This is a genomic window from Mesorhizobium sp. M7D.F.Ca.US.004.03.1.1 (assembly GCF_003998635.1).
Taxonomy (GTDB): Bacteria; Pseudomonadota; Alphaproteobacteria; order Rhizobiales; family Rhizobiaceae; genus Mesorhizobium; species Mesorhizobium loti.
Genome location: NZ_RZQG01001150.1, coordinates 1 through 1660 on the forward strand (window position 1 = coordinate 1; position 1660 = coordinate 1660).

At 64.9% G+C, this 1660-nt stretch carries 2 protein-coding genes and 1 pseudogene; 2 read left to right on the top strand and 1 reads right to left on the bottom strand.

Annotated elements, in window-relative coordinates:
* Window positions 1-130: ATP-grasp domain-containing protein (locus EN935_RS42970; protein ID WP_164771643.1), on the bottom strand; the 130-nt coding region annotated here is incomplete at its 3' end.
* On the opposite strand from EN935_RS42970, the pseudogene EN935_RS34965 reads away from it, so the two are divergent.
* Window positions 111-1136: pseudogene (locus EN935_RS34965) on the top strand (malate--CoA ligase subunit beta); the annotation flags it as partial. The gene EN935_RS42970 and the pseudogene EN935_RS34965 overlap by 20 nt on opposite strands.
* A 14-nt stretch (window positions 1137-1150) precedes the next feature.
* On the top strand, window positions 1151-1660 hold a 510-nt coding region (locus EN935_RS34970; protein WP_206534651.1), incomplete at its 3' end, for a CoA-binding protein.

Here is a 1660-nt window from a genome sequence, read left to right on the forward strand (position 1 = left end):
TGCATGTGCCGCGCGCGCCGGAATGAACCTGCGCCTTTAGCACCCATTTGCTGCCGCCGATCTCGCGCGCCCGGTAGGTCGCCTGTTCGGGGCTGTAGGCCAGTCCACCGCGCGGCAAGGCCGGCGGCATCAAGCTCTGCGCCAACGACGAGGAGATCGCCAACGCGGCCGAAGCCATGCTCGGACGCAAGCTGGTGACCAACCAGACCGGTCCGCGCGGCAAGCTGATCTCGCGGCTCTATCTCGAGGAGGCCGTCGACATCGCGCAGGAGCTCTATCTCGGCTTTGTGCTCGACCGCAAGGAAGAGCGCGTCATGATCGTGGCCTCCGCCGCCGGCGGCATGGAGATCGAGGAGATCTCTGAAAGAAAACCTGATTCCATCATCCGCGCCGTGGTCGATCCCGGTGTCGGCATGCAGGGCTTCCAGGCGCGCGAGATCGCTTTCGGCCTCGGACTTGAAAGCAACCTGATCGGCAAGGCGACCGAGACCATCCTCGGCTGCTACCAGGTGTTCCGCGACTATGACGCTTCGATGCTGGAGATCAATCCACTGGTGGTGACCCGCGACGGCAATCTCGTCGCGCTCGACGCCAAGATGTCGTTCGACGAGAACGCGCTGTTCCGTCGCCCGGAAATCTCCGAACTGCGCGACAAGAGCCAGGAAGACCCGCGCGAGACTTTCGCCAGCGACCGTGGCCTCTCCTATGTCGGCCTCGACGGCAATATTGGCTGCATCATCAACGGCGCTGGCCTCGCCATGGCGACGATGGACATGATCAAGATCGCCGGCGGCGAACCGGCCAACTTCCTCGACATCGGCGGCGGCGCCTCGCCCGAGCGGGTGGCGAAATCCTTCCGCGCCGTGCTCGGCGACAAGAATGTCGAGACCATCCTAGTCAACATCTTCGCCGGCATCAACCGCTGCGACTGGGTCGCCGAGGGCGTCATCAAGGCGATCCGCGAAGTCGGCGTCGACGTACCGCTGGTGGTCCGGCTCTCCGGCACCAAGGTCGAAGAAGGACGCCGCATCCTGGCCGATTCCGGCGAGAAAATTATCGTCGCCGACACACTGGCGGAAGCCGCCGAAAAGGCCGTCGCTGCCTGGCGCGCGGCCACCAAGAAAAAAGCAGCCTGAGGGAGGTCGAAAAAATGGCAATCCTGCTCAACCGCAACACACGCGTCATCGTCCAGGGCTTCACCGGCAAGATCGGCAGCTTCCATGCCGAGGACATGAAGCGATACGGCACCAAGCTGGTTGGCGGCGTCACCCCCGGCAAGGGCGGCCAAAAGCATCTCGGCCTGCCGGTGTTCAACACCGTCAAGGGCGCTGTGCGTGAGACCCGCGCCGAGGCGAGCATCGTCTTCGTGCCGCCGCCCTTCGCCGCCGATTCGATCATGGAAGCGGCGGATGCCGGCATCAAGCTCTGCGTCTGCATCACCGACGGCATCCCGTCGCAGGACATGATGCAGGTCAAGCGCTACATGCGCCGCTACCGCTTCGAGGACCGCATGCGGCTGGTCGGCCCGAATTGCGCCGGGGTCATCACGCCCGGACAGGCGCTTATGGGCATCATGCCCGGCAGCATCTACCTCCCCGGGCGCGTCGGCATCGTCGGCCGCTCCGGCACGCTCGGCTACGAGGCCGCCTCGCAGATGAAG